At 26.5% G+C, this 810-nt stretch carries 1 protein-coding gene; it reads left to right on the top strand.

The features are described 5' to 3' along the window. The coding region (locus GOQ24_RS16030; RefSeq protein ID WP_160340155.1) for a hypothetical protein at positions 1-307 on the top strand (307 nt) is incomplete at its 5' end. Between the last annotated feature and the right edge of the window lie 503 nt (positions 308-810).

Here is an 810-nt window from a genome sequence, read left to right on the forward strand (position 1 = left end):
GTATCAAGAGCTAGAATTTTCTCTTGAAATAACTAAGGATAGAATTAAAGGATATGAGTCTTATATTTATCTATCAGAATCATTACATAATAATCTTAAAGAATTTAAATATGAAATTGAACTATTATACCATTGGGATATTTTACATGCAGTAATAATAAAAACAGATAAATACTTTATGAGTGCAGCAGCCTTTAAAAATATAAATCATAAAATGGGTAAACTTATTATAGATGAGAATGTATATTATATCTATAGTGTAAGTGATAAACTAAATTATAAAATTGTTTTATCTTTATTATGTTAGTAAAAGGCTTACAAATAGGTTAACACATCTAATTAAAACCACATAACTTATTAGTATATAAAAAGATATGGGGATTGTTCGAATCCCTCTTTCTCCGCGAAATTATAAGAAGCTACCAATTAGGTAGCTTTTTTTGCATATATAAGTTATTGTTATTCAATACTCTATATCTAAAGTAGAGTATTTTACTTATTTACTACTTATACAGCCTTATCTTCTTAATAGGTATACAAAAAGGTAGCATGTTTTTTCTAGAGGTAGCATATCTCATTTCACTAAAATTTACTGATACATATGAACAAAATACATAAACTAAATATTCTGTTTGTTATATCTAAACACAGAACTAATAAATTGGGTGTAGCCCCTCTAGCTTGTAGATTAACCTACAAAGACAAAAGGGATCAATCTCAAAAGTTGTGTTTAGGCATAAAGCTTAGTCAATCAGTATAAAAAGAAATCAATATCTCTTACACCTCTAAACTGAGCTCTGAATGCTTTAA

It is taken from the genome of Myroides sp. LoEW2-1 (assembly GCF_009767705.1).
GTDB lineage: Bacteria > Bacteroidota > Bacteroidia > Flavobacteriales > Flavobacteriaceae > Flavobacterium > Flavobacterium album_A.